21 protein-coding genes are annotated in these 22,008 nt (G+C 46.2%); 9 read left to right on the top strand and 12 right to left on the bottom strand.

What is annotated here, in order from left to right; genetic code table 11:
- Window positions 1–26: 26 nt before the first annotated feature.
- From ON006_RS11405 to ON006_RS11415, 3 genes are all read left to right on the top strand, one after another.
- Window positions 27–1,739 carry a tail fiber domain-containing protein gene (locus ON006_RS11405; protein WP_244819912.1) on the top strand — a complete coding sequence of 571 codons (1,713 nt, stop codon included), beginning with the start codon at window positions 27–29 and terminating at the stop codon, window positions 1,737–1,739.
- Between the two features lie 7 nt (window positions 1,740–1,746).
- Window positions 1,747–2,439 carry a T9SS type A sorting domain-containing protein gene (locus tag ON006_RS11410; protein ID WP_244819913.1) on the top strand — a complete coding sequence of 231 codons (693 nt, stop codon included), beginning with the start codon at window positions 1,747–1,749 and terminating at the stop codon, window positions 2,437–2,439.
- Between the two features lie 70 nt (window positions 2,440–2,509).
- Window positions 2,510–3,073, top strand: coding sequence for a T9SS type A sorting domain-containing protein (locus ON006_RS11415; protein ID WP_244819914.1), 564 nt, complete (start codon window positions 2,510–2,512; stop codon window positions 3,071–3,073).
- A gap of 113 nt (window positions 3,074–3,186) precedes the next feature.
- On the opposite strand, the gene ON006_RS11420 is transcribed toward ON006_RS11415, so the two are convergent.
- Window positions 3,187–5,613, bottom strand: coding sequence for a T9SS type A sorting domain-containing protein (locus tag ON006_RS11420; RefSeq protein ID WP_244819915.1), 2,427 nt, complete (start codon window positions 5,611–5,613; stop codon window positions 3,187–3,189).
- A gap of 133 nt (window positions 5,614–5,746) precedes the next feature.
- Entirely contained in the window at window positions 5,747–6,115 is a 369-nt protein-coding gene (locus ON006_RS11425; protein WP_244819916.1) for a hypothetical protein, read from the bottom strand.
- Window positions 6,116–6,293: 178 nt separating this feature from the next.
- Here ON006_RS11425 and ON006_RS11430 point away from each other — a divergent pair, with 178 nt between their 5' ends.
- The gene (locus tag ON006_RS11430) at window positions 6,294–7,181 is read left to right on the top strand and encodes a decaprenyl-phosphate phosphoribosyltransferase (RefSeq protein ID WP_244819917.1); all 888 of its coding nucleotides are present in this window, start codon (window positions 6,294–6,296) and stop codon (window positions 7,179–7,181) included.
- 9 nt (window positions 7,182–7,190) lie between these two features.
- On the opposite strand, the gene ON006_RS11435 is transcribed toward ON006_RS11430, so the two are convergent.
- The 7 genes from ON006_RS11435 to ON006_RS11465 form a co-directional block, all read right to left on the bottom strand.
- Window positions 7,191–7,787: an HAD family hydrolase gene (locus tag ON006_RS11435; RefSeq protein WP_244819918.1), complete on the bottom strand. Its 597-nt coding sequence runs from the start codon at window positions 7,785–7,787 to the stop codon at window positions 7,191–7,193.
- A complete protein-coding gene (locus tag ON006_RS11440) occupies window positions 7,762–8,904 on the bottom strand; it encodes a hypothetical protein (protein WP_244819919.1) in 1,143 nt (380 codons plus the stop codon). The genes ON006_RS11435 and ON006_RS11440 overlap by 26 nt, the downstream gene beginning before the upstream one ends.
- A gap of 12 nt (window positions 8,905–8,916) precedes the next feature.
- Complete coding sequence (locus ON006_RS11445) at window positions 8,917–10,230, bottom strand: hypothetical protein (RefSeq protein WP_244819920.1); 1,314 nt, start codon at window positions 10,228–10,230, stop codon at window positions 8,917–8,919.
- Complete coding sequence (locus tag ON006_RS11450; protein WP_244819921.1) at window positions 10,217–10,801, bottom strand: RNA polymerase sigma factor; 585 nt, start codon at window positions 10,799–10,801, stop codon at window positions 10,217–10,219. Before ON006_RS11450 ends, ON006_RS11445 begins: the two co-directional genes overlap by 14 nt.
- Window positions 10,802–10,856: 55 nt before the next feature.
- Complete coding sequence (locus tag ON006_RS11455) at window positions 10,857–11,822, bottom strand: hypothetical protein (RefSeq protein ID WP_244819922.1); 966 nt, start codon at window positions 11,820–11,822, stop codon at window positions 10,857–10,859.
- Between the two features lie 203 nt (window positions 11,823–12,025).
- Window positions 12,026–12,811, bottom strand: coding sequence for a mechanosensitive ion channel family protein (locus tag ON006_RS11460; protein ID WP_244819923.1), 786 nt, complete (start codon window positions 12,809–12,811; stop codon window positions 12,026–12,028).
- 253 nt (window positions 12,812–13,064) lie between these two features.
- Complete coding sequence (locus tag ON006_RS11465) at window positions 13,065–14,075, bottom strand: AI-2E family transporter (protein WP_244819924.1); 1,011 nt, start codon at window positions 14,073–14,075, stop codon at window positions 13,065–13,067.
- Between the two features lie 164 nt (window positions 14,076–14,239).
- Between ON006_RS11465 and ON006_RS11470 the strand changes: the two genes are divergently transcribed.
- Both ON006_RS11470 and ON006_RS11475 read left to right on the top strand, forming a co-directional pair.
- A complete protein-coding gene (locus tag ON006_RS11470) occupies window positions 14,240–14,878 on the top strand; it encodes a response regulator transcription factor (protein ID WP_244819925.1) in 639 nt (212 codons plus the stop codon).
- 73 nt (window positions 14,879–14,951) lie between these two features.
- Window positions 14,952–15,137, top strand: a complete 186-nt coding sequence (locus ON006_RS11475; protein WP_244819926.1) for a hypothetical protein — start codon at window positions 14,952–14,954, stop codon at window positions 15,135–15,137.
- 27 nt (window positions 15,138–15,164) lie between these two features.
- On the opposite strand, the gene ON006_RS11480 is transcribed toward ON006_RS11475, so the two are convergent.
- Window positions 15,165–16,025, bottom strand: coding sequence for a c-type cytochrome (locus ON006_RS11480; RefSeq protein WP_244819927.1), 861 nt, complete (start codon window positions 16,023–16,025; stop codon window positions 15,165–15,167).
- A 325-nt stretch (window positions 16,026–16,350) separates the two neighbouring features.
- Between ON006_RS11480 and ON006_RS11485 the strand changes: the two genes are divergently transcribed.
- The 3 genes from ON006_RS11485 to ON006_RS11495 all read left to right on the top strand — a co-directional run bounded on the left by ON006_RS11485 (window position 16,351) and on the right by ON006_RS11495 (window position 19,543).
- Window positions 16,351–17,019 carry a hypothetical protein gene (locus ON006_RS11485; protein ID WP_244819928.1) on the top strand — a complete coding sequence of 223 codons (669 nt, stop codon included), beginning with the start codon at window positions 16,351–16,353 and terminating at the stop codon, window positions 17,017–17,019.
- Window positions 17,020–17,186: 167 nt separating this feature from the next.
- Complete coding sequence (locus tag ON006_RS11490; protein ID WP_244819929.1) at window positions 17,187–18,068, top strand: helix-turn-helix domain-containing protein; 882 nt, start codon at window positions 17,187–17,189, stop codon at window positions 18,066–18,068.
- A gap of 101 nt (window positions 18,069–18,169) precedes the next feature.
- Window positions 18,170–19,543, top strand: a complete 1,374-nt coding sequence (locus ON006_RS11495) for an FAD-binding oxidoreductase (RefSeq protein ID WP_244819930.1) — start codon at window positions 18,170–18,172, stop codon at window positions 19,541–19,543.
- 3 nt (window positions 19,544–19,546) lie between these two features.
- Here ON006_RS11495 and ON006_RS11500 read toward each other — a convergent pair whose 3' ends face one another.
- Window positions 19,547–20,224: a response regulator transcription factor gene (locus tag ON006_RS11500; protein ID WP_244819931.1), complete on the bottom strand. Its 678-nt coding sequence runs from the start codon at window positions 20,222–20,224 to the stop codon at window positions 19,547–19,549.
- Between the two features lie 3 nt (window positions 20,225–20,227).
- Window positions 20,228–21,679 carry a sensor histidine kinase gene (locus ON006_RS11505; protein ID WP_244819932.1) on the bottom strand — a complete coding sequence of 484 codons (1,452 nt, stop codon included), beginning with the start codon at window positions 21,677–21,679 and terminating at the stop codon, window positions 20,228–20,230.
- Between the last annotated feature and the right edge of the window lie 329 nt (window positions 21,680–22,008).

A 22,008-nucleotide genomic window follows, 5' to 3' on the forward strand; every position in this document is an offset into this window, starting at 1 on the left:
TAAAACGATCACATACTGATACGAACATGAAAAAGATACTTCTACTTTTAAAATGCCGGGCAGCTCAGTGGCTGCAAATGCAGAAATGGTTTTTGACTTGGCAGCGGAGTTCTTTCCAATCGAACTCAGGGCTAATATTTTGTCGTCCCGTTTTTCTGGGTTTATTTTTACTTATTGCTACCAATCTCCAAGCGCAAGCACCTCAACAATTTAATTTTCAAGGCGTTGCAAGAGACATCACTGGAAAGTCAATTATAAACACAACCGTAAAACTTAGGGTGACCATTCGCAAAACTGACCCAGCCGGTGCCAGCGTGTTTCAGGAAACACACGATGTACAAACTAATGGAGCTGGAATATTTAATGTGGCAGTGGGTAGTGCTGGCGGAACATTGGCAGCAGTTGACTGGAAGTCGGACAGTTACTTTATGCAGGTCGAACTTGATGTCGCTGGTGGGAGTGATTTTACTGATTTGGGTGCGACTCAATTACTGAGTGTACCATTCGCACTCAGCGCTGCCGAAGCCAATCGACTGATAAACGACGATCCAATTGTTCAAACGGGTGTGAAAGACGGTGGAGCTATTTTACCCAGTGTTGGCAATGTACCCAAAATGATTTGGTATCCGCGAAAATCCGCTTTTAGAGCCGGATTATCACCTTCGTGGGAAGAAGCATTGATAGGAGAATATTCGTTCGCATCTGGGTGGGACACTGAGGCATCAGGGCGAGCGTCGGTAGCCATGGGTAACGGAGCAAAGGCAAATGCTGACAATTCGACGGCGTTTGGAACGATTGCAAAGGCATCAGCGGGCGGATCAATTGCTCTCGGAGTTAGTTGTGAGGCGAAAGGATACAATTCCGTTTCCATAGGACCCAATTCGGAAACAAATGGAGGTTATTCCATTGCTATGGGCTTTTCAGCTTTAACAACAGGTAATTACTCAGTCGCAATCGGTGATAATACAATCACGAAGGCAAGAGGAGCAGTTGCTTTGGGAAGTTTCAATACAGCTGGTGATAACCCTGATCCCAATGTTCGGCAACCAACCGACAGGCTTTTTCAAATAGGGCGAGGTACAGCTGCTAATGATCGCTTGAATGCAATGACAATTCTTCGAAATGGAAACACCGGCATCGGAAGCACAGTTTTAACCCCAGAGTATCTATTAGACATTGGCGGTCGTCCACGAATCCGTCATAATGGACAAACAGCCGGGATTCACTTCAATACTTCAAATAATGATCCCGATGGGTTTGTGGGAATGAAAACGAACGACGAAGTTGGCTTTTACCTAGGCAGTTGGAACTTCTGGGTGAACAGACAAGGAAACGGTTACCTTGGTGGCAACATCATTCAAACCTCAGATCAGCGACTAAAAACTAACGTTACCTCTATTCATCATAGTCTCTCCAAAGTCATCGGCTTGCAGGCACATCACTACAACTGGAAAGATGCAACCCGCGATCAAAGCCTTCAAACCGGCCTCATTGCCCAGGAAGTAGAAAAACTGTTTCCTGAGTTGGTTACCACAGACAAGGAAGGTTTCAAAGCCGTCAACTACATTGGTTTGATACCACACCTGATCGAGTCTGTGAAAGAACTTAAAGATCAGAATGAAGAGATCGCCGTGCTGCGTAAACAGGTTGCCGAGTTGTCGAACTTTAGCAAAAGGTTCGAAGCTATGGAAGCCAGTCTCAAAAAGGATGCCAATGCAACACACGCCACTTCAAAATAACAGCGACATGAAAAAGCTATTGCTAATGTTCATGAGCATGTTGGTTGCGCCTAGTTCCCACGGCCAATCGATTTCTCCGGCCGGTATTTATGGCGCTGCCAACAGTTCTTCGGCGGGTGGCATTGCGGTTTCCTGGGTATTAGGAACAATGACACCACAAGCACTGTCGGCATTACCAGTAAAACTGATACATTTTGCTGGTACCCTTACTAGCACGGGGAATGCACAATTAGACTGGGAAACTGCGGAGGAATACGACAATGCAGGATTTGAGGTGCAGAAATCGCTTGACGGGAAAAAATTCGAAGCCCTTGGCTGGGTTGACGGAGGAGGTGATAGCAAATCAAAAAAGGCCTATCAGTTTGTCGATACCAGCCTGGAAACAACCAGCTATTACAGACTTCGCCAGGTTGACTTTGATGGCAGGTTTTCACTCAGCAGGATCGTGTCAGTTATTCCTGAAAAAGAGAGACTCGAAAGGCTTGTCGCATTTCCTAACCCAACAACCGATAGCCGCATTCAAATTCAACTGCCCTTTAAAACCAAAATACTTTCCCTTTTTGATATTAATGGACATTTGCTGCACCAGTTTACCAACCCCAAAACCGAACATACTATACTTCTCCCTGCAAAAGGAATATATATTTTGGGAATTGAAACTGCAGTGGGAGACAAAGCCATAAAAGTTAACTACAACTAAACAGACGTAAGTCCGAAAACAAAATCCAATTCACATAACAATCCATAACAACCTTTTAAACCTAACAGCCATGGAAAGAAACAGCAGCACACCAGTCGTACTCAGCGCTTTTGTGGCCCAGAAGAGCGGACGTGAAACCATATTGAAGTGGACCACCACTTTTGAGACCAATAGCAGCCATTTCGAACTTCAGCACAGCACGGATGAAAGAGAATGGGTGGCCTTGCGGAAGATATATACCACAGGAGAAAGCAGCTCAACAAGGAATTATACATTTACAGATCAGTATCCCGCACTGGGAGAAAATTTCTACCGCCTCAAAATTGTATACAAAGACGAGTCCTTCCATTATAGCAGAATGCTCGCCGTTCATTTTGAGATTGGAATGGAAACGGTCATTTATCCAAATCCCACCCTTGAAAAAGTACGGATCAAAGTCAAAGACTGGGGAATGATTAAAAATATAGAGATTTTCACTCCATCAGGCGAATTGATGGGCAACATGCAGAACCTGACTGCCATCGAACCGCTCATCAAGGAATTCCACTTTGGTGAGCAGCCCGCCGGAACTTACATGATCAAAACAACGCGGTATGACGGTGAAGTAACAATTATGAAGGTGCTTAAAAAGTAACCCTGCTGCCCACCCCGGAAGCTTTACAGCCTCTGGCCGCGAAGGTTCTTACCTGAGCGACCAGAGGTTTTTGTTTCAAATCACTATCATTGACGCCGTAATAGCAGCTCACGTTATTTTCTGACAAACTTTCTGGTCTCCACTTTTCCATGCTTATCAGTAGCACGCAACAAGTACAGGCCAGCGGGGAGTCCGGTGGCTTCTATCGTATACAAGGGCGTGTTCGTAAAATAAGTCGATGACTCCTGTAAGAATACCGAGCTGCCGGAAGCGTTCAAAACCTCTACTTTTCGCAAAGCTGAAACGTCTTTTACCCTCAAAGACAATCGGCTGGTTACCGGGTTGGGGTAGATCTCAAAATCGGCCAGATCCGTGAACGTTACATTCCGCAACTTGCTGTAAGCGTAACTTCCGTCTGCGTCCACTATTTTGAGGCGGTACAAGTTGTCGCCATTCACTGGAAATGCATGTGTGAAATGATAGCTGACAAGCGTACTGCTTTCGCCGTGTGACGTGACCTTCCCCGCTGTCTTCCAATCAGATCCTGCATTGGCGCTGTGTTGAATTTCAAAATGCGAACTCTTTGATTCACTGCTCGTTGACCATGAAAGCAATGTCCCCTGCCCTTCTTGAACAGCCGAAAAATTGACCAGCGTCACCGGCAGTGCCGCACAAGCCAGCACTACTTCCTCCCGCGTTTCGCAGCCTGTTTTATTACCCGAAATTTCGACCATATCAGGGCTTGCGTTATTTACAATGGTACATACCGGGCTGATCGCGCATGTTTCCAGTTCCAGATTGTCCACGATCGTCAGCATGCCGCCAATGGAGCTGAGGCCACTCATTCCTGCCAGTGAAACAAGTAAGTCATTGCCCACCATCGTGAGACCGCCACCTATCGTGCCCAAACTACTCAATCCGTCCAAATCCGGGAGAAGCACGTTAAAGCTGATCGACACGGTGTCGGTCACCGAAGTGAGGCTTGCGAGACCGTTCAGGTTTTCCAGTACATCATTCTCCTCGATAAAAAGACCCGCAACCGTCGTAATTTTATTCAACCCATCCAGATTGACCAATGACGGGTTTACAGCAACAGCCAGGTATCCTTCCGGTCCGATCGCTTCGAGGTTATCCAACCCGGCCAAACTGGTCAGAAATGGATTAAAAGTGACTTGAAGGTCTCCGTCAATACTGGTCAGTGCAGACAAGGCAGTAATATCCGCCAGTGAGAAGTTCGCTGAAATCAATAACCCCAGTTCCCCGATAGAAGTCACCGAATTCAAGCCTTCCAGGTCTACCAGTGCCTCATTGAAGGAAATAATCACTTCATTACCATAGGAAGTCACGCCTTGAAGGCCGTCGAGCGTGGGAAGCACGGTGTTGAAAAAAATGTTAAGTCCCCGTCCAACAGACGTCAGGTTGCTCAACGCCGATATGCTCAGCAAATTATCATGTTCGGCAATGGTGACATAGTCACCGACGGATTCCAGTTTCTCCAATCCAGCCAGACTTAGCAGGTTATCATTGAAGTCAAGATAGAGCTCTTCACCTATCGTTTCCAGATTATCGAGTCCGGTGAGCGAAGCAATGTTATCATTAAAATCGATAAACACTGATCCTCCCACAGAGGTGATGCCTTCCAGGCCTGCAAGGTTCAAAAGTGCAAAATTGGACGACACTTCAAGATACCCCGGTACTGTTGTAATGTTTTCTAATCCCGATAAATCCGTCAATAAGTCGTTATTGACGATACTTAGCGACCCGCCCACGCTACTAATGTGCAGTGCCAAAAGGTCAACCAAATTATTATTGCCGGCAATGTCCACATTTTTTACAACGGTTGTGATATTATCCAGGCCGGTCAGCGCAGGAAGCTTGTTGTTGTTTCGGATGATAAGGTTCCCTCCTACCGTTGTGATGTTAGAAAATGGTGCCAGACTCAGCAGCTTTTTGTTCTTCGTAATTTTGAGGTTCCCGTTTATCGTCACCAGATTTTGCAGGCCATTCAAACTGACCAGAAGCGCATTGTCATGAATAAATATATTGTCGATCGTAGTAATGTTCGCCAGCTCCTGTAAATCAGCGAGTTTCGGATTTTCGACCAGATTGAGATGGCTGATGCTGACAATATTTTCCAATCCTGCCAGCGACACCAGGGCTGCGTTATCGGTTATTCCCAGCGAGTCGGTAACGGTTGCCAGGCTTCCTAGTCCCGTCAAATTGGTTAGTAATGGGTTGCTGCCAATGTAAAGACTGCCCCCAACAGAGGTGACATTGTCAAGTCCGGTCAATAGAGGCAATAGTATATTATTTGTCACCGAAAGGCTTCCGCCAATGGTTTCAATGCCGCTAAGCGGGCTCAGGTCGACTATATCCGGACCATCAATGATCAAACTGGCCGGATGATTAACGCATCCTGCAAATGTCAACGGAAAGTCGGCCACTTCTGCCTGGCTGGTTAAAATATGGTCTGAGGTTGGGCATTGCGCATTGGCGATAAACGGCATGAAGAATGCCAAAATGCAGTAAAGTCTTTTCACGAAGAGTAGGGTTTAAATTATCCAGGAAGTACAATAAATTCCCGTTAAACGTCAAACCCTAATCTGTGTAGTAATAGTTCCCGCTCTTTTTCAGTGTTTTGCAAAAAATAAAACGAAGAGCGACGATGTCGTTCTACTTTTTCTTTTCCGAAATGACCTCCTTAATGGCCTCACACATGCTTTTTACCCGCATATAGGAAACCTGATTGTGCCCGGTCTTATCCATTTTGATCATCACTTCGCCGGGTGAGGACTCTATGTCCAACGCAGTACGATCATCCAGCATGGTGGTGAAATCCAAGCCATTATCCGATTCAACGTGTGTGGGGGCGATGAATTTGTTGATCACCCGCTCCACCTGCGGGGTCTTGCTCCGGTTGAAACTGGCCGAAAATTTATAGGTGTCCTTACTATCCTCTACTTTGATAGCAATATCGTGTGAGTTCCAGCAGGATGTCAATGCCAACATCAGGATTCCAGTGGTCAGTAATTTTAGTTTCATGGCAATATATGTTTTACAAGGTACTATGCAATATACAGTACGTAATATACAGCCGCGATTTCAAATACATGAACGGATATTAAAAAGGATAAGCGAAGCATCCAATGCAATGCAACGTTCCGAGCGGAACATGTGTCTAAATTTGTACAAGTAATTCTTATATCAACCCCTTCACTTTATGATTGCGTCAGTGCTCCGTGAGATCCGGATTCATCAATGGATTAAAAACCTGCTTATTTTTGCCCCGTTAATTTTTTCCCGCAAACTGTTCGATCAAACAGCGTTTGTAAATGCATCGCTTGCCTTCCTTGCCTACTGCCTGGCGGCGTCGGCCATTTATGTGATCAACGACCTGAAAGACATTGATTCTGACCGGCTTCACCCGGTCAAAAAACATCGCCCGCTGGCATCCGGGCAGCTGTCCCGCCCGATAGGAATAGCGCTGGTATTGATTTGCGTGGCATTATGCTGTACCCTGCTCGTCGTGCTGAATGATGGTATCCTGATGATGATATTGCTGGCATATTGCGTCATCAATGTGCTGTATTCGCTCTATTTCAAAAACATCAGCATCATCGACTGCTTCTTCATTGCATTAGGTTTTGAGCTTCGCATCATTGCCGGTTGCAAGGCTATTAATGTACTTCCTTCGGATTTTATTCTGGTAGTAACCTTTTTTCTTGCGCTGATGCTGGGCTTTGTAAAAAGAAAAGGCGAGTTGAAAGTATTGTCCCAGGACGCAGAAAATCACCGGAAAGTGCTGTCCGACTATTCGATCGGCATGATGGACAAATTCATTTATTCATGCTCGACGATGACATTGATCAGCTACATGTTCTATACCATTGATAAAAATGTCGTCGGCCTGGTGGGACATGATTACCTGAAATACTCGCTGATCTTCGTAGTCTACGGCTTGTTCCGCTTTGTGCAGCTTGCGGATATCGACAAATTTCAGGGCGAAGGTGACCCTACCACATTGATATACAAGGACAAACCAGTACAACTAACACTGGCACTGTACCTGGTATTCGTATTATTCTGCTTTTACGGACATTGGAATTAATTATCAGGATTATGTAAAAATCCGTTTGTCGTGATTCGGGTGGGTGGCGATCTGCATCATTTCCAGATCGCCCCTCGAATCACCGTAGACATATATGTTGCCATAATCAGAAGGGTCGAGAAACGCTTTGATGCGGTTGAGCTTTTCAATGCCGTAACAATTTTTACTGCCAAAATTCCCCGTCAGCAAGCCGGATTCTATTTCTACACCGGTGGCAATGAGTTCGATGTTTTCTTTTTTGCACCAATGGATCAAAATATTATCGAAGCCAGCGGAAACTACTAACACCCGATGACCTTGCTGACGGTGCCAGTTAATCCTTTCCATCGCTTTGCTTTTGACAAATGAGTCGATATGGCTCACAAAACTGCCCGCCTGCGCATTGAAATGATCGGCGGACATTCCTTTATAAAAAGAACTGAAAAGATGCTTCTTGGCTGTTTCATTAGAAATGAAACCCAATCCGTACGCTACCAGCTGCGGCGTCACCCGAAGAACGTTGACCATTCCCCGTAGGCCAGGATGCGTGTATTTGAGAAAATAAAGGAAAGTATCTTTGGAAGTAATGGTCCCGTCGAAATCAAATATTGCCAGATCTTTGTCCATTCAGGTAAGATTTTTCAATTTCGTATAGCACTACTGGTAGCATGGCCAGCGAAAAAGGTACTAAAAAATAACGCGATTCGAGCACCGCAAATGACCAGTAATGCACAGCAAACCAGATCGGTATGAGTGCCAGCCAGATCGTTCTCAAAATTATATCGGTCCGTTTTAAAAACATAATGCTCAGGAACGGAAAGATCAGCATAATGGCAAACTCTCCACTGATCACCGAATAGTTCGTAAAATTCTCGACCACCCTGAACCACCCCGACGGCACGATATAAGGCTCATAACCGAAATATTCCCGCAGACCGAAAAATATCCCGACAGCCAGCACACCCAGCCCTCCTGCCCATAAAGTCATTGGAATATTAGGCCTGTTGCCGTTTCTGACAAAGTTAATGATCAGATACAGCATTGGAATGAGAATGGCCGTTTCCCGGTTCAACATGCCGATGGCGACGATCGGAATTAGAAAAGCCGGAGCATATCGTTTGATAATGATGACGATGGCCGTCAGAAAAAGCAGCAGATCAACATAGGTATCAAAGCCGAATGCCGTATCTCTGAATGCATTGTTCATGCCATTGTCCAGAAAAACCAGTCCCAGCAGGACCATCCATTGATTTGAAATGAAAATCCGGAAGAAACAGAAGGCCGCAGCCAGTATTAGCAAGCCGATCAATGACCTGACCAGAATAAAAACAACGAAATACCGATGGAATTCTTTCGTAACCTCCCACGAGGACCTGCCAGCGCTTTCTTTTTGAACGAAATATTCCGGTGTTGTGATGGCCTGACCATTTTCACTGAACCGCTTCAAGTCGGCAGTAACCGCGAAATGTTTGCTGCTATTCACATCCAGCACTTTCATGATACCGTCGATCGGGATCACCTTATCGACTGTGCGGAGATAAACCTGATACGATTGCTCGACCATCCAGGTAGAAAAAATCCGGTACTTCCAGGGGTTGGGGAACCAAAAGTCGCCTGCCAGCGCTGCCTTGTGTGACGCGTACTGGTGCAGCCCGAGCCCGGTATCGATGGAGCGCACAACCGGCATTGTGGCCATTAAAAAAAACATGGCCACCCAAAGGGCTCTTTTTACAAAAAACTTCAAACTGTACTCTGTTTACTTTTTAAGATATTTCAGCCCCACCGAAAGACCGATCTGATAAGGCTGTACGCGGAATTGGTTTTTGTCATTACGCAATTTCATCAAACTATATTCAACGTATGGCCCAAAGGTAATCCGCGTATTTCTATCTACAAACAATTCCCTTCCGAACCCTGCATTGATCCAAACCATGTTGGTGCCCGAAGTAAGGTCGCGGTTCAGCTCCATGCCGACGTCGCCGAAATAGTTCCGCAGGAAGGCTGTCTTGCGCACGATGTGTTTTTTAATGCTCAATCCCAGCAGGTTAGATACCGAGTTTTCCTCCACCGGCGTACCCTTGCGTACAACCCTGTACTCGCCCGATTTGTCGGGTTGCAGGAGATACTCGTCACGGGCAATTTCGTATTTGAATGACTGCCTGAACCGGCCATAGTTCAATAGCAACTGAAATCCATTTTTCTCCACCCCGGCGGTGAATTTGTAACCCAGCGTCTCGGCAGAAATACGCGTTGGGAAACTGAAATTCTGATAGATAACACCATTCGTTTGTCCGATGGTCAATGTTTGAAATGTCCGTAAAGGAGCCCCGCTGACAATGAACGCCCAGTCGTTTTTATTTTCCTGATCAATCCGCTCTTTTGATTTCGAAAGCGAAATGATACTGTCTGTCTTCCAGGCGAACTGCGGCAAATGCAGCGGTCTGTTTTCCAACTCATTAACATTAACATCTATTTCAGTTGAACTATCCGATGGTATATCGGCCAAATCGTTCGCTGTAATGCCGAGAACTTCATTGCCTGTATTTTCAAATTCAGCGATTGGAGTGACTGTATGTCCAGTAGACTTTTTGAACGTTTCAGATTTTTTGATTGGCGTAGATTTCCTGACACTCCATATGTTCGCAGTCCGCATTTTCAATTGCTTTTCAAACGAAGCTTTTGTGCTGCCGGCCACATGGCTTTCAGTCAACCCGGTTTTAGCAGATTTCTGGTTTGCGGCCGCAACGGCTATTTTTGAGGAGATGCGGTCAGCCGGCTCTGTGGGGCCAGGATGCACTTTTGGCTTAGATACAAACGGCTTGCCTTCTTTTACAAAACTTTCCTTTTCATCTTCTGAAATGGTAGTAAATAATAATGTGCCGGTCACAATGATCAGAAACAAAAGTCCAAGAATAATGGTCTGCTGAATAATTCCGGGACTATTGGAAATATTCAGGGCACGCCACACCTTCTCCGACAATGAAGGATCTGGCACCCTTTCAAAGTTATCAAACTTGCGTTTCAGGGCTTCTCGCAATGCCTCGTCGATTTTCTCTTCAGGAGATTTCATATTGCGTAATACCTTTTTCCTGTAATTTTTTCATTAGTAAATTTCTTCCTCTTAAATACTGCGATCGTGAAGTACCATCCGAAATGGAAAGCATTTGCGCGATCTCACTATGTGTATAGCCATCAATGAGATGTAAATTGATGATCATCCGGTACCCATCGGGTAATTGGCTGATCATATTCAGCAAAACCTCCACGTTCAGCTGGTCAATTATTTTTGCATAGTCGTCCGACTCCTGTTCATACTGCACGTTGTCGAGCGACGAATGCAGTTGCTGCTCTTTGGTAGTACGGTTGTAATAGTTAATCGCCGTCCTGATCACCACCGATTTCACCCAGCTGTCGATCGCACCAAGATCCCGTACTTCGTTGAGACTTTTGAAAACTTTGATAAAACCTTCCTGGAAAATATCTTCCGCCTCTGCCTTCGTCTTCGCGTATCGCACGCATACCCCCAGGAGTTTAGATTTGTACCGGTCGTAAAAAGCAGTCTGCGCACTGGGCTCCTGCCTTTGACAAGCAAGGACCAGATCGGGTAGCGAACTGTATTTTTTACTGCGGAAAAGGTTCATTAACAGGGGTTGAGTCGATGTATTCTACTTTATATTGCTACGAACATTGATTAAATCATGGATTAAAAGCCAGACAAAAGAACCATTTAAAGCCACCATTCTGATCAAAAATGATCCTGTAAAAACCAGACAAATCAGCCTCCCGGGAGGGTTGTATGGCCATATCCAGGCTATATGCGGTTTTACCATCTCTCTCGTATTTGGATGCCGCACTAAAAAATCCACGTGTCGAAAGTACTGGCGAATTCTTTACATAATTTTGAATTTCAACAGGCATTTGAGCAAGGCTTTGGTAATTTGTTGCGACAGGAAATGTCGTGTACTCCAATGTCCCGTCGGTATCGAAACTAAAAAAATACAAACTGTTCCCACTTTGGGCATGAAAATCATAACGAGCCGTGTTATCGTCCTTTACATAAACCCAGGCTTGATAAAACGTTAAGTTGTTTTGCTGAAGATAGGCAAGGATCCAATCGGGTAACCTGTTGACATCGCCTGCATTCAGCTGATAATGGAGTTTGAACTGAAACGCCATATCGAGTCTTACGCTTGCTCCGGCCGCCCAGCGCCAGCTTACGGTATAGTCTTTACCATCCAGCTTATATCTGGAAACCATGAGCGTATCCTGGCTTGCGTAACTCGGTATCCTGAAATCTGTCATGACCCCGCCGGGAGGTGGCAATTCCGCCACCTTTTTTCTTAAAGAATCGGGCGCCTCGTCGAGTAACCTGAATGATTTCAGAATAGTACTGGTATTCAGTACGGAATAAAATCTGTCCTGCCCTACCTTAAAATTCACCTCGTAAAACTTCTCCTTTTCAAATTCAAGCTTTTTAAAAACAGCATCCTCAGCCGTTGGGAATGCGCGGTCAAACACCTTAATAATCGAATCGGGCAGGTCGCTTTTCACATCCGGTGGCAGATCTTTCACATTACTGCACCCGTTGAGATATACCAGACACATCCCTATTCCAAAAATCAAAAATGCTGTAAATCTTGTATGCATTTGCCTGGTCTTCATGTCGTTAATAAAATACACCTAAATTACGTGACGAAAGAAGAAAAATACTAGGGCAATTTATACAAGGACAAATTCTTTTCATGGCTAATAGTATTCCCTAACGTCGCGTGGCCTGTGCCAAAATAGAATGGCACACACCGACCCATTCATCAGTTAAGACACGTTACCACCGAAAAACGCTGCAGAGTTATTAAAAAAATATTTTACATACCCGGAAGCTTCAATCCGGACGATTTCAGGCTCTCCATTATTTTTTCCTGAATCTCCATTTTCGTGTCAATATATCCGTGCGAATCGAGCCAGACATTGACCATCACTTTGTAGCCGTCTGGCTCTATACTTGAAATTCCGATGCGTCTCTCGGGCAATTTAAGGGCATTTTGGGCATGATCCAGTACATTATTGATCGTTGTCCTCACTGTGTTGAACTCAATGGCATTACCGAATTTCAGCTCAACGTCCAGGCGCCGGTTACCGGACCCGCTGATGTTGATGATCACTTCATTGGAAAGTTTGCTGTTGGGGATCACCACCGTCCGATTGTCGTAGGTAGTTACGATGGTATAAAATATCCTGATTGCCGTTACCGTCCCTTCCTGTCCCTGTGCCACGATGTTGTCGCCGACGTGGAAAGGTTTGAGGATCAGAATGAGGATGCCGCTGGTGAAATTTTGCAGCGTACCGGAAAGCGCAAGGCCCGCCGCTACACCGATAGCACCGATTAATGCGGCAAAGACGGTCATTTGTATACCTACGATCTGCATCACGGATATGATCAGCAGCACGCGTAGGGCAGTCACGCTCAGGCTCAGCAGAAAAGGGGTAAGCGACGGATCAATGTCCTTTCTGTACATCTGTTTCGTAAGCCACCTCGACACCACTTTGATCAGCCAGAAGCCAGTTACGAGTACCACAATCCCCAGTAAAAAGGCAGGTCCCGTGTTCAGGATCCACGTATAAGCCTTGTTATAAAATTGGTCAGGTTTCATTTTATTATTCACTTACTAAAAAAAACCAGCACGACAAAATCCGTTCCAGCAACTGGTATAGCAAGGCCCCCGAGCGCCTGAAAAGAGCCCGGATGGCATTTCTTGTTGGAATTATGGTAAGTAAAGAATTAACCGCACGGGAACTGCCCTGTCCTGCACTTCGAACGGTTGGTGTACAAATGGTCGGACAATAGTAACGATTTTGCAGACTACAAAATCGAATCCCAAAAGGATGTTGAGATCTGATAACAGGTCACTTGGTCGAAAACTCGCTTTTATAAATCTTAATCAGCAACAATAAATAACTGATCAGTAGCGGACCGAAGATAAAGCCCCAGAAACCGAATAGTTTCAAACCCGCGATCAGTCCCAGAATAGTGACGACAGGATGCACGTCGCCAACCTTTTTAAGGAAGGTGATTCTTGCCAGATAGTCAATATTACCAATCACAACGGCACTGTAAATCAGCAACCCGATGGCCTTACCGTTCTCGCCCGAAGAAAACAGGTATATCACCAGCGGAATCCATATCAATGCAGTCCCGATCACCGGAAAAAAGGCAAATATTCCGGTGATCAGGCCCAGTAATACGAAATCTTTGATCCCGAACACCCAGTAACCCAGCATGGCTACCAAGCCCTGAAAGAGCGAAATGAGCGGTATGCCCAGTGCATTTGCGCGGACCATTCCAACTGTCTCATCTGCCAGGAGATCGATGTTTTTAGGCTGTAAGGGAAGAAATTCACGGATTTTCTTTTCTACCGGCAAACCATTGGTGAACATGAAAAAGGCCAGAAAAAGGATCATTAGCAGATTTCCAAGCATCATTGCAGAACCATTGAGAATGGCTGGAATGAACCCCGCCGCTTTTTTACGGATATCTGCCGTGGCTTCTTCGGTAAGCAGGTCCTGGCCAGTCCAATCCTTAATCTTGGCCGACATTTTGGCAATCGCGTCGTTGACCTGATGTGGTTCTCTTACAATTTTGTCAATCTTGGAATAAACCATATCCAGTGAAAAGTAAACGGGTGCAACAATGCAGCTCAGGAACAAAATCATGAACAAAATAGCGGTTGCACTCTTGTTCCATTTTCGCTTGATAGTGAGGTAGAAATAGTATTTTCGGCATAAAATGTAAAGCGTGAGCGCGCCTAAAAAGCCGGGAAAAAATGAATATAATTGCTTGAAAAGCAGGATAGCCAGCGCCACCACGATCAGTAAGAAAAATACCTGCCTTATGCGATTATTATACTCTGTATTCATTTTTTGGATGGTTAAATAACTCACTGTCTGCAATTACTATACCAAAAGCCAATAGCATTCAGAAATCTCTATACGGTATGCAGTAATATTTCTACAAACGATTTTATTCATGGATTGTAAATTTGGCTGCACTATTCACACAACAGCAATTTAACACACTGACATTGAAAAAAATATTACATGTTGAAAACCACGGCATTGTCCGGCTTGCCATAAGGTACCTGATCAGCGAAGTCGAAAGTTCTTTCGAGTTTTATGAAGCCTCCTCTTTCGGCGATGCAATTCAAATACTGGAAGCCAACCCGCTGGACCTGTTGATTATGGACGTTTTGATTCCTCAGGGAGACGGTTTCCGCATGATTACCAGGATCCGCGAAATCCAGCCGGACCTTCCGATCCTTGTGCTGACCCAGCTGCCCGAAGAACTTTATGCTATTCACTACCTCAAAGCCGGTGTCAGTGGTTTTATTTCCAAATCGGCCTCTAACAATGATATCCGCGATGCGATACATGCAATGATGAATGTAGGTGGCTTCATGAGCAAGCGCACTCAGAGGCAGCTGATCAATAACTCGTTCGAAAAAAAAGGCCACTCCAATCCACTGGAAACGCTTTCGCAGCGCGAGCTGGAAGTAATGGAAATGCTTCTTGACAGCCGTTGGACGAAGGAAATTGCCCAAACCCTGCACATTACCGAGAGCTCCGTGAGTACTTACAAGGCCAGGATCTTTGAAAAACTGAAAGTGGTTTCCATGATAGAGCTATACATTAAGGTCGAGAACATCAAGAATACGGGACATTAAGAGAGGTTCGATTTATAATTTGATACCCAATGTGAGAAACCCGGCTCGTAAAATCTTTCCACCACCCGGCTCTATGGTTGCACTCACCGGCGCACCAACGGGCTTGCCTGCTTCGGTAACAACGCCTGTGCCGCTTTGCTCATTCGGGCCAGTTTCGGGATTAATGGCATTGTCAGTCGTTTTACAGGCTGAAAAACCTGGTAAAAAGAGCGATAAAATAATTGAGAGCTATTCTTTCATGGCTGATATTGTCGTTTAATACTATTTGTGATCAATCGGCAGGGTACTATATGCTTCTCAGGTACATGCGGAGTGCACGCATTTCTGTGTCTGAGAATGCGCTGGTCATTTGCCAGGGCATAGGTGCTTTCAGCGCAGTTCCGTCCGGGCGCTTTCCGGTGCGTAATGTCCGGAAAAACTGCTCGTCGGTCCATTTTGCACTTTTACCTGTTGAAGAAATATCCGGCGTACCGTCTTCCTCAGGCTTTCCTTTCATATTGGGCTGGTGACAGTGTGTGCAAACCAGCGCTACATATTTGCCAAATTCAGCCGTTACTTTTTCCTCCTGTGCAGGTGGAGGTGGTAAGGTATGGTCAATGGATTCCGCCTCAAACAGGCTCAGCGCACCCAGATCGGTTGCTATGGTCGCGCCGGGGCCGATTTCGGAATCAGGATGTTTGCGATTTACGGGCGGCACTTGCGAGCAGTATGCAATGATGGCCTTCAAATCGGTCTCGCTGAGCTGGTTATAATCACCAGCTGGCATGTAAATAAGCGGTTTCCCATCGGGCTGTACACCGTGGCGAATGGCGCGTATCCAGTCTTCGGTACCGAATCCCGGACGTAGTCCGCCCTCGCCTTTGGTAAGATTTCTGGCAACAAGCCTTCCCATTCCCTCCTTTTCGAAGATTGTGCGGCCTCCCAGGTCTTTTCCGTGGCAATCGTCGCAGCCCTTTACCGTTACCAGTCTTTTACCAAGCGCGATATTCGCCGAGTCGGTGGGAATGTCGAGGTGGAGCGGTTTGATAGTGTATACTTTCTGACGTCTGTTTTCGACGGAAATGTAGGCCTTGGTATAGTAACCGATCACAAGGAGCAACAGCAGGAGCAGGACACGCCCCGTCCATTTCATTATTTTTCTTAACATGGCTTTCGATAAGTTTAAACTGTGATGTGTCAGAGCACATTCCGGACTGTGTTAACACTACAAATTTGAGCTTAACACCCCGTCGTGCCAATCACAGATGAGTTGAAACGGAAGAAAATCATTATGAATTGAGGAAAAAATGGTTTGAAGGATACGAGGCATTGCATATTCAATCGCCTGGATCTCCGTCATTAACCAACTCCGCCCAAAATCACTTTATACATTCAGTTTAGCATTTCATACCACCGTAACTACGCTTGAACGGGATTCCAAATGGTTGAAAACCAAGCCTTGTTTAATTTTGAACCATCAACTTAAAATAGCCATGAAATCCTACATTTATCTTATTCTCGTTGTGGCCGCTTTGCTCGGCTGCATTCATTCTGCCCCGATCCCGGACGAATTAAAGGCATCGGCCCCAGACTTCGGTACATCCAAAATGCGGCCTTACGGTGAAACATTTACCTATCCCGCCGGTATCAAAGTAATAGGAAAGCCGCATTGGGACCTGGAATGCATTGACGAAGCAAGGAAGCAAAAGCGTGTCTTCGGAAGCGGATCTGCGGTTCATTTCTGCATTCAGCTTGCCAATACTACCGGTAGCCCGATAGTTGTCGTCTTTCCTCCCGGCACCGTTTTCATTTCCGAAAGTATTGAATCACAGAATGGGATCCTGGTACAAGGCATTTCGATGGAAGTACCGCCGCAAAGTGCGCCTGTTTTTCATATTTTCAATAATTGCATCAACGCCGACCGCGACATTACCGATTACAACGTCACTTTTGAGCCGGTACCTATTATCTCGGATCTCGAAGGTATCGCTGAACTGACCATGTTGCTCGCCGATAAAAGGATCAATAGTGAAGATTACAATTATTCCATTATCCCTTCCGAAATATCCGTCCCGATCCAGATAGCCGTGAACGATGTCGCACATACGGGCGAGCTTTCGGCCGCATCACGAGAGGCTATCGGCAAACTGCCCCGCAAATGAACGGGTGGTAAAAACGTTCCGTCTGTTCCTGCGGGATTTTTCTGAAATTTTGACCCTCACAGTCATTTTTTTGACTCTCACAGCAAAGAATGGCTCAAAAAATTAGTTTAATTTTGATTTAATCAGTGCCCTCCCCCTCATTCATAACCAGTTAAAAAACTGCCGCGATGATTAATGGATATGAATTTCTAAAATACCAGCCCGAGGTCTATAAGCAGCTGACTTGCAAAGGAATGACATTTGTTTATTATGACTGTCCGCAGGCTGTCAAGCGGGTAGATATTTTTACAAATTTCAATATTTTGTCCTTTGTGATCAAAGGTAAAAAACTCCTGCACCGTCCTGGCAAATCGTGGCTGCTGGAAGAGGGCAACTGCTATTTTTTCAAAAAAGGGGCTTTCAACCAGGAGCTATATCTGGATGAGGGCTGGCGATCGATGAACCTGTATATCCCTGACAGCTACCTGCGACCGCTGATTAAGGATTATTATAAATATTATAAGGGCAAATCGCTGATCAGCCATCCCAGCGACTATATTTTTGAACTGGAAGTCAACGAAATGACTGCCGACTTCCGGCAGGTGATGTTGTCTTCTTTTACACAGCAGCCTCCTGCGGACGAAGAATTGCTGGAAGAGCGGTTCCGTGAGCTGGTCTATTCCATACTGAGCAACAAGCGCAATCACGCGCTGGTTTCTTACCTGAATAACCTGGCCGACCGGCAGAAAACGTCACTGTTTGAAGTGATGGAGACGAATTATATGTACAATCTCTCGTTGCAAGAATACGCCAAGATTGCCAATCGAAGCCTGGCGACATTCAAGCGGGAGTTTAAGTCCCTGTTTTACACTACACCATCTAAGTGGCTTATTAACAAACGATTGGAATACGCCCAGCTCATGCTCAATACGACCAAGAAAAACATTAATGATATCATGATGGAATGTGGCTTCGAAAATAGTTCGCATTTCAGCAGGGTGTTCAAGGATAAATTCGGTGCCTCACCACTCAACTACCGGAAAGAACAGGTTCGATCAGCTGCTCTGTAATCTGCTTATCCGGTTCACTCAACGTCACATCAAAGGGTATGTCGCCATTGGCGTCACAATTTCAGTATGCCTGTTCATTTCACTTAAACGTCCCCCTGATTATGGAAACAAATGCCCCCGTTCAGTCCATGCCTCACTTTCACGGCAAAGTTATTTCTCCCGTGGATCCCGATTATGAGACCGCCAGAAAGGTTTACAATGGTTCGATCAATAAATTTCCGGCGTTGATCATTCAATGTGTTGACGACGAAGATGTCAGCAAAGCTGTTAATTACGCCGCGGAACACGGTCTTCCGCTGGCCGTGCGGGGTGGTGGACATAATGGAGCGGGCCTCGGCGTATGTGACCAAGGGTTAGTCATTGATTTGTCGACCATGAATACTGTTAAGGTCAATGCCGAAGCCCGTACCGTTCGGGTTGGAGGCGGATGCAGACTGGGTGACGTGGATGTGGCGACGCACCCGTTTTCACTGGCAGTACCGTCAGGAATCAATGCCACCACGGGCATTGGCGGCCTTGCACTGGGTGGCGGCCTCGGTCACCTTACCCGCCAATGTGGCCTCACCATCGATAACCTCCTGGAAGCAAATGTAGTACTGGCCGATGGCCGTGTAGTCACCGCATCGGCCGACGAAAATAGTGATCTGTTCTGGGCGATCCGCGGGGGTGGCGGCAACTTCGGGGTCATCACTTCCTTTTTATTTCGCGCCCACCCTATCGGCACGGTGTATGGAGGGCCCATGTTTTATAACATGAAAGACACAACTGAAATGATGAACTGGTACCAGGACTTCATTAAACAGGCCCCTGACAATATCAACGGCTTTTTTGCATTCCATCAGATCCCTCCCGCACCCATGTTCCCCGAGGAGCACCACCTTGAAATTATGTGCGGAGTGGTATGGTGCTACACCGGAGACCTGGATGAGGCCGAAAGCGTTTTCGAACCGATACGCGCCTTCAAAAAGCCGGACATTGACATGGTGGGACTACTACCTATGCCGGTGATGCAGAGCCTGTTCGACGATCTTTTCACACCGGGAATGCAATGGTACTGGAAGGGTGATTTTGTGAAAGAACTCACGCCTGAGGTCATTGATATACACATTAGTAACGCCAATAAAATCCCCAACTTCTTCTCAGGCATGCACCTATATCCTGTGAATGGGGCTGCTTCCCGCGTTCCCAAAGATGCCACCGCCTGGAATTACCGCGATGCAACCTGGGCAATGGTGATTTTTGGAGTCGACCCCGAGGCTGCAAATAAGGACAGGATCAGCAATTTTGCGAGAAATTACTGGCAGGAGTTGCACCCGTTTTCCGCAGGAGGCTCTTACGTTAATTTTATGATGGAAGAAGGAGCTGAACGTGTGAAAGCAACATATGGCGATCATTACGACCGGTTGACAAAAATCAAAGGCAAGTACGACCCTAATAACCTGTTCTGTACCAATCAGAACATTAAACCGGTCTGAACGTTAAATGATGAGTTTATAACCAATGCCACGGATGTTAATGATTTGAATTTTGGCATCCTCCCGCAGGTACCGGCGTAGTCTTGTGATAAAAACGTCCAGGCTACGCCCATTAAAAAATGAGTCGTCTCCCCAAAGCTCAGTCAGGACGCTGCTGCGTTCCAGCACCTGATTGCGCTGCTCGTAAAGTCTCCTGAGCAACTCCGCTTCCCGGTGCGAAAGCAGGACTTCCTGTCCGTCCAGCATCAGTTTTTGTCTGGACGGGTCAAACCGGTACCGGCCAATGTTGAACAATGCGGGCAAAACAGCCTGCACTGCTGGCTTGGAGCGCAGTAATGCATTGATTCTCACGATCAATTCGTCGAGGCTGAATGGTTTTTTCAGATAGTCATTTCCTCCCAGTTCAAATCCCCGGACCACATCGGCGGTCTGCGAGCGGGCTGTCAGGAACATAATAGGTATGTTCGGATTTTCCTTACGGATCAGTTCGGCCATCGTAAATCCATCCATTTCCGGCATCATTACATCGGCCACTACTATGTCCGGCTGGTGCTCCCGGAAGAGGTTCAGGCCCTCTGCCCCATTCCCAGCATGAATGACCTTGAAACCACGCACACCCAGACTGTCACTTACAATCATCCCCAGGGCAGGCTCATCCTCTATCAGTAAAACCGTTGACATTACTCAGAATTTTAAAATAAACTCACTTCCTTTTCCCGGCTCACTCGTAACGCGAATGCTTCCGCCGTGCCGCTCCACCACCTGCCTCACATACGCCAGCCCGAGACCAAACCCCTTCACGGCGTGCAGATTACCGGTCGGTACCCTGAAAAACCGGTCGAAAATAACGGTATGGTATACTTTTGGTATGCCAATGCCATTGTCGGCCACGGCGAGTTGCCAGCCATCCTGCTCCTGCCGGTAGTTCATTCGCACTACCACCTGCTCTTCGGAATAGTTGATGGCGTTGTCGATCAGATTGTTAAGCACATTGCCAAAGTGAACTTTATCCACCGACACCGTCGCCGCTTCCGGAATATCCAGTTTAAAATTGACCGGCTTCACTGCTCTCACGCGATGGTCAGCGACGAGGGTACCGACGAGTTCCGACAAGTTGATTGACTCAGGATACAATTCGAGCTCCTGTTTTTCTTCGACGGCCAGATTCAATACTTTTTCTACGAGGTCCGACAGTCGGTGCATATTATTTTGCGAGATCGTGAGGTAGTCATTCGTTTTGACAGGATCTTTCAACGCACCGAAATGTAACAGCGCTTCAATGGCTGCTGTGACGGTCGAAATCGGCGTTTTGAGCTCGTGGGTCATGTTGTTGATAAAATCATTTTTGACTTCGGCCAATTTTTTCTGTCTCAAAATCGTAGTCAGCATTAGCATAAAACAACCCGTGGTCAGGATCAGCAGCAGGACCGAGCTGCCCAGCAGCCACCCCATTCTTTGTAACAGATAAGGTACCGGCTGCAAAAAACTAGCCTGGACAAACAAATGCCTCAGCGGATTGATCGGCAACGGAATAGTCCTCAGCACGCCATCGTCAGGTGATTTGTAAGTCTCACTGTCAAAAACCACCATAAATCCTTCTCTTTTTTCCGGCTTAATGACAAGTGAATCCAGCTTGAATTCAACATCGATCCCGCGACGTTTGAGCTCAGCCCGGTAATTTTTTTCAAATCTTTTGAGATCAATACGACCATTTTTCGCCCAACCGCGCATAACCCTTTTCGAGAGCCTGGAAGCCAATGTGTCGGCTGACAGGTCCAGGGGCGGTGTGTTTGTGGCCGGCAACCCGGGTGTTTGTAAATCGCGCAGAGCGAGGCCATCTTTTTCGGTATGATAAAAATATCTGTTCTGCTCGACTTCCTGCGACTTGTACCTGATCAGCAGCCGGGGTTTCTGTCCCGGAACCGCAACTTCCTTGTCATCTTTTTGGAAAAAAAGTTGCCTTGCCGACGCTACCTGCTGTCCCTCCATGGCTTGAAACCAGGCATCCTGAACGGTCGTTAAAAACTGCTGGCGGTTCAAAAGATAAGTCGTCCAGAGCCAATAGCCCTGAAAAGCGTTGATTGCGACGATGCACGCAGTCATCAACCAGAAAATCGACCGTATCCTTTTGTTCATGTCACAAATCTACAAGTCAAAAACCACGTTTTCTGGGGTTTAACACTATTTAACACTGGCTAACATTTTAACCGAGAGATAACTAACTTAGATTCTTTTAACCAAAAAATGCTGAACAATGGTCAATGGTCGACCGTCAATTGTCAAATACAGCAACATTAATATGAGCCAGCAGCCGTTCTAATGCCTGTGATTTAAGTTTGTTAAATGGATTACCATTGTCGGACTTAATATGAATTTCCCTCACATAAGTAATTAAATGACACCTCCCCGTATCTGGCATTTCAAATTCCAGAGCAATAATATCTCCCTTATTAAATGGCATTCGG

The organism is Dyadobacter pollutisoli (assembly GCF_026625565.1).
GTDB lineage: Bacteria > Bacteroidota > Bacteroidia > Cytophagales > Spirosomataceae > Dyadobacter > Dyadobacter pollutisoli.